Annotated in this window: 5 protein-coding genes and 1 pseudogene; 1 reads left to right on the forward strand and 5 read right to left on the reverse strand. The window is 74.5% G+C overall.

The genetic code is table 11. The features are described 5' to 3' along the window. Both BMY61_RS43560 and BMY61_RS43565 read right to left on the reverse strand, forming a co-directional pair. A pseudogene (locus BMY61_RS43560) lies at positions 1–207 on the reverse strand (amidohydrolase); the annotation flags it as partial. A 34-nt stretch (positions 208–241) separates the two neighbouring features. Continuing rightward, the gene (locus BMY61_RS43565) at positions 242–1,657 is read right to left on the reverse strand and encodes an MFS transporter (RefSeq protein WP_052438486.1); all 1,416 of its coding nucleotides are present in this window, start codon (positions 1,655–1,657) and stop codon (positions 242–244) included. Positions 1,658–1,814: 157 nt separating this feature from the next. Here BMY61_RS43565 and BMY61_RS43570 point away from each other — a divergent pair, with 157 nt between their 5' ends. After that, the gene (locus BMY61_RS43570) at positions 1,815–2,870 is read left to right on the forward strand and encodes an Lrp/AsnC family transcriptional regulator (RefSeq protein WP_042444581.1); all 1,056 of its coding nucleotides are present in this window, start codon (positions 1,815–1,817) and stop codon (positions 2,868–2,870) included. Here BMY61_RS43570 and BMY61_RS43575 read toward each other — a convergent pair. From BMY61_RS43575 to BMY61_RS43585, 3 genes are all read right to left on the reverse strand, one after another. Then, entirely contained in the window at positions 2,858–3,649 is a 792-nt protein-coding gene (locus tag BMY61_RS43575) for a hypothetical protein (RefSeq protein ID WP_143094847.1), read from the reverse strand. The two genes, BMY61_RS43570 and BMY61_RS43575, sit on opposite strands and share 13 nt — an antisense overlap. Then, complete coding sequence (locus BMY61_RS43580) at positions 3,646–4,161, reverse strand: SigE family RNA polymerase sigma factor (protein ID WP_042444577.1); 516 nt, start codon at positions 4,159–4,161, stop codon at positions 3,646–3,648. The genes BMY61_RS43575 and BMY61_RS43580 overlap by 4 nt, the downstream gene beginning before the upstream one ends. Positions 4,162–4,246: 85 nt before the next feature. Beyond that, the coding region (locus BMY61_RS43585; protein WP_075004326.1) for a M20 metallopeptidase family protein at positions 4,247–5,121 on the reverse strand (875 nt) is incomplete at its 5' end.

Consider the following 5,121-nt stretch of genomic DNA (forward strand, 5'->3'; position numbering starts at 1 on the left):
CGCCGTGACGCTGCTCAGCTTCTCCCCCACCGAGACCTCAAGACCCAGCCCCTCCAACGCCGCCAACACCTTCGCCTGCGTCAACGGAAGGTCCAAACCGATCTCCGGCTCCTCGTGGACCGCCCGCCGCAACGCGACCAACTCCGGCTGGATCAGGGCGGCGGACTTGACGAGCGAGGACAGGTCGGCGGACGACGTGGCAACCATGAAGCAGGCCTCCCGTAAGGCGCGTAAGCGGTGATCACACCGGCTGTTCCGAGGCTAGCCGCCCATGGCCTTCGATGTCAGGAGTCGTGCTGTCACTCGTCGTGGTGTCAGGGGCGGCGCGCAGCGAGAGCGCCACGGGAACGCCGAGCGCACACAGCAGCGCGCAGCCCGTCCAGATCACGACGTAGGCGCTCTCGGCGGGGACGCCGGGCCGCAGCAGCACCGCGTCCAGGACGGCCGCGCCGACGGCTCCCGCCGCCGCGCCGGCCAGGGTCTTCAGGGTGTTGTAGACGCCCGTGCCGACGCCCGTCTGGTCGGCGGGCAGACGGCGCATCAGCAGGCCGGGCAGCAGGCTGAGGCCCAGGCCTGCGCCGAAGCCGGCGGCCGCGCTCGGCGGCACGAAGGCGGCCGCGCTGCCGTGGCGGGCGGCGATGGCGCCGTAGCCGACCGCGCTCATCGCGAAGCCGCAGGCCAGCAGCGAGCGGGCGCCGAAGCGACGGGCCAGACGGTCCGCGGCGAGGGCACCGGCCATGGCACCGAGGACGGCGGGGAGGGTGAGCAGGCCGAGCAGTTGGGAGTCCGCGCCGAGGCCGTAGCCGACCTGTGCGGGCTTGGCGGCCTGGAAGGAGAGGTTCGGCGACTGGGCGCCGTACAGCGCGAAGCCGAGCAGCAGGCTGAGGCCGAAGACGGGCGCCGTGGAACGGCGGGCGAGCATCCGCACGTCCACCGTCGGCGTCGGGCAGCGCAGCTCCTGGCGGACGAAGAGCGTGAGCAGCGCCGCCGCGCCCAGCAGCAGGGCTACGGTCAGCGGCGCACCGGTGGACTTGCCGACGCTGCTGAACCCGCCGAAGAGCAGGCCGAGCCCGCAGCTGAGCAGGGCCGCGCCCGCCCAGTCAAGGCGGCCGACGGCGCGGGTGGCGGATTCGGGCACGAAGGCCCAGACCACGGCCAGCGAGACGGCCGGCAGCGCCGCGAGGACCCACAGCCCCGGCCGGGCGACCGCGCCCGCGATGGTGCCCAGCGTCAACGACCCGACCAACAGGCCGACGGCGCGCCCACCGCGCTCCTCGCCGAGCCGGTCGCGCAGCAGCGCGAACTCCAGCGGGAGCCAGCAGCTGAGCAGTCCGGCGAGGGCCTGCCCCACCAGCAGCAGCGGCAGCGTGGTCGCGCAGGCGGAGAGCACATAGCCGAGGCAGGTCAGCGCGAGGGTGGCCAGCAGCAGCCGGCGGTGGCCGAACAGGTCACCGAGGCGGGAGGCGACCGGCACGGTCACCCCGGAGACCAGGAAGTTGACCCCCAGCACCAGCGCCTGCGCGCCCGCACCGAAGTGGAGGGACCTGGCGAGGTCCGGCAGCAGGATCGGGAACGCGCCCTGGATCGTGCCGCTGAGGAACTCCACGAGAACCAGCAGTCCGACGAGCGCGCCGGCGCGGGAGAGGGGGCGGGGCATGGGCAGCACATCCGTCCGGGTGTGGGGGTGAACGTGAACGCGGCCGAGCGAGTGGGCGAAAGGATGGCTAACCTGGGCCGCGAGCAGCCGTCGCCGCACGGATCGGCACACGGAGACCACCCGCACGCATGAATCGGCCAAGGAGGAGGCGGCGGTCGTGATCGACGAACTGGACCTCGCCCTCGTCGACGCGCTGCGCGTCGACCCGCGCGCCCCCTGGTCCAAGCTGGCCGGCCCGCTGGGTGTCGACCCCGCCACGCTCTCCCGCCGCTGGGCGCGGCTGACGGCGGACGGGGACGCCTGGGTCACCTGCTACCCCTCGGCGGAGCGGATGGGCGTCGGCCTCACCGCACTGGTGGCCGTGGACTGCCGGGCCGACGCCGTCGCCTCGGTGACAGCGACCCTGGCTGCGGACCCGCAGACCCCGACGGTCGAGGTCGTCACCGGCGAGACCGACCTGATGATCACCGTGGCGGCGCTGGAGCCCGACCAGGTCACGGCCTACGTACTGGACCGGGTCGGCGCGGTCCCCGGCGTGCTGCGCACCCGCACGGCATTCGTCGAACGCACCCTGCGGGAGGGCAGCAGGTGGCGCGAGGGCGCCCTCGACCCCTCCCAGCGCGAGGCGATCGGCACGGGCCTCGCCGCCTCCCCCGACCCCGGCCCCACCCGCGGCGGCGCACTGCGCCGCGCACTGGACGACCGCACGCTGATGCAGGCGCTGGGCGCGGACGGCCGGATGCCCTTCGCGGAACTGGCCACCCGCACGGGCCTGCCGGCGACGACGGTCCGCCGCCACGTGGAGGAGCTGCGCCGCACCGGCCGCCTGGTGCTGCGCTGCGACGCCTCGCCCCGCCTGAACGGGCACGTCGTCGGCACCTGGCTCTGGGTCGACATCCCGGCCCGGGAGCTGGACGCGGCGACCCGCTGGCTGGTCGACCTCCCGGCGGTCCGCATGTGCGGCGTGGTCGCCGGCGCGCCGGCCAACGTGGTGGTCAACGTGATGACCCACCAGGCGGCCGACGCCCGCCGTATCGAGGCGCAGCTCGGGGTCCGTTTCCCCTCGGCACGGGTGACGGGCCGCCAGGTGATCCTGCGCACGGAGAAGCTGGTCGGCCACCTCCTCGACCGGGAGGGCCGCGCCCGAGGCTACGTCCCGCTCGATCCGTGGCAGGACGCTCCGGCGGACAGTGCCTCGCCCTACGGGCGGTAGGCGCTCCCCGCCGGTTCCGGGGTCACCTCGTCCGTCGGGACCTTTTGGAGCACCCGGTAGACGTCCGGCTGCTCCACCAGCGCGATCAGCTGCCGCTCCGTCAGGGGGATCCCGCTCTCGCGGTCGCGCGTCCCCGGATTCACGCCGTCGTCCCCGTCGCTGAGGCCGAAGGCCTGGCCGTCGAGGGTATAGAGCGCCACCGAGGCCGAGCGGCCGTCCAGGCCGACGGAGGCCCACCCCTGGGAGCTGTCCGGGAGCGTGACCGGCACACAGTGGGCGCCGTACGTCGGGCAGGGCGACGGTGGCGCGCCGAGGTGCTGGAGGCCAACGAGCGCGCCGAGTGTCGAGGTGGAGCCGTCGGGGTGGCGCAGCGTGAAGGTGGTCGGGCCCAGGCCCGGTTCCAGGGTGAGTCCCGGCGGCAGGTGGCGGCGCAGGACGGACATCAGCTCCGCGGTGAGCGGGGTCATGACGGCGGTGCGCATGTCGGTGGGCGGCTTGGCGGGACTGCTCTCCGCACCGGCCAGGCTCGTGCCGCGTCCCGAGCCGGACGGTGCGGCCGGGGCGGACTGTCGGGGCAGCCCGACGGCCAGGCCGCCCGCCACCGCCAGGACGGCGGCCGTCACGCCCGCACCTCGGAGCAGTCCACGTCGCGCGCGTCGGCCGCCTTCCCTGCGGATCAGGCGAAGGTCCGGCAGCGACCCGTCCCCCTCCTCGGTCCGCAGCTCGTCGGTCCGCAGCACGGCCTCGAACATCCGGCGGGCATCCCATTCCGCGGTCACCGGCCGACCCCCTTCCCTGCGACCTCAACCTCGGACTCGGCCTCGAACCCGTCGAGGAGCTGCCGCATCCGCTCCAGACCGCGCGCCGTGTCCGAGCGGACGGTGGCCGGCTTGCGGCCGAGCAAGGCGGCCGTCTCCTCGACGGACCGGTCTTCCCAGAACCGCAGGACGAGCACCGCGCGCTGCACGGGTGGGATCCGCCGAAGCGCGTCGACGAGCAGCACGCGGTCGTCCGGTCCGGATTCGGCGGAGGTGACCGCCGCGGGCTGCACCTCGTCGACCGGCAGCTCCCCGGAGGACCGCTTGCGCTGCCAGTCGATCCAGGTCCGTACCAGGGCCTTGCGGGCGAACGCCGCCGCCCGGTCCTGGCTGCGGATCGACCACCACCGCGAGGCGACCTTGATCAGCGTCTCCTGAGCCAGGTCCTCGCCCGCATGCCAGTCACCGGACAGCAGGAATCCGGTACGCCGCAGCCGTCCCCACTGGTCCGCGGCGAACTGTTCAAACTCCACCCGGCCGCCCCCGCCCCCTACCCGACTCGTTCACACCCACTGGACGAGACGGGGACGCCCGCGCGTTGCACCGGGACGGTGCCGATCACCCGCGGGCCAGACGCCCGATGGCCAGCCCCGCCAGCAGGGCCGCGCCGTCGGCGAGGACCGAGTCGTCGAACGCGGCCTCGGGGGCGTGGTTGTAGGGCGCGGTGAAGGGGTCCCGGTCCGCCGGGGTGGCGCCGAGCATGACGTAGGCGGAGGGGACGAGCTTGTCCAGGACGCCGAAGTCCTCGGAGCCGGCGACCGCGTGGGGCATCTCGACGTAGCGGCCCGCGCCCAGGACCTTGGTGACGACGTCGGCCGCGAACGCCGACTCGCCCGGGTCGTTGACGGTGACGGGGTAGCCGCCGATGATCTCGGCCTCGACGGTGAGGCCGTAGGCCTCGCCGATGCCGCGGACGACGCGCAGCGCCTCCTGGGCGACCTTCTGGCGGGCCTCGACCGAGAAGGAGCGGATGGTCGCGCCGAAGGACGCGGTCTCGGGGATGACGTTCTCCACGCTGCCCGCGTGGAACGTGCCGACGGTGACGACGACCGGGTCGAAGGCGTCGAACCTGCGGGTGACCATGGTCTGCAGGCCGAGCACCGCCTCGCACGCGGCGGGCAGCGGGTCGAGGGCGGTGTGCGGCATGGAGCCGTGGCCGCCGCGGCCGCGGAAGGTGACCTCCAGGGTGTCGGAGGCGGCCATGACCGGGCCGGGGCGGGAGGCGACCCAGCCGGCCGGGAGCAGCGCCGCGGCGACGTGCAGCGCGTAGGCGGCGACGACGCTCACCCCTGCCGCGTCCAGGACGCCTTCGTCGACCATCAGTTGGGCGCCGCCACCGCCCTCCTCGCCGGGCTGGAACATCAGGACGACCGACCCGGCCAGCTCCTCGCGCCGCTCCACGAGCAGCTTCGCCGCGCCCACCAGCCCGGCGA

The sequence above is a fragment of the Streptacidiphilus jiangxiensis genome, assembly GCF_900109465.1.
GTDB lineage: Bacteria > Actinomycetota > Actinomycetes > Streptomycetales > Streptomycetaceae > Streptacidiphilus > Streptacidiphilus jiangxiensis.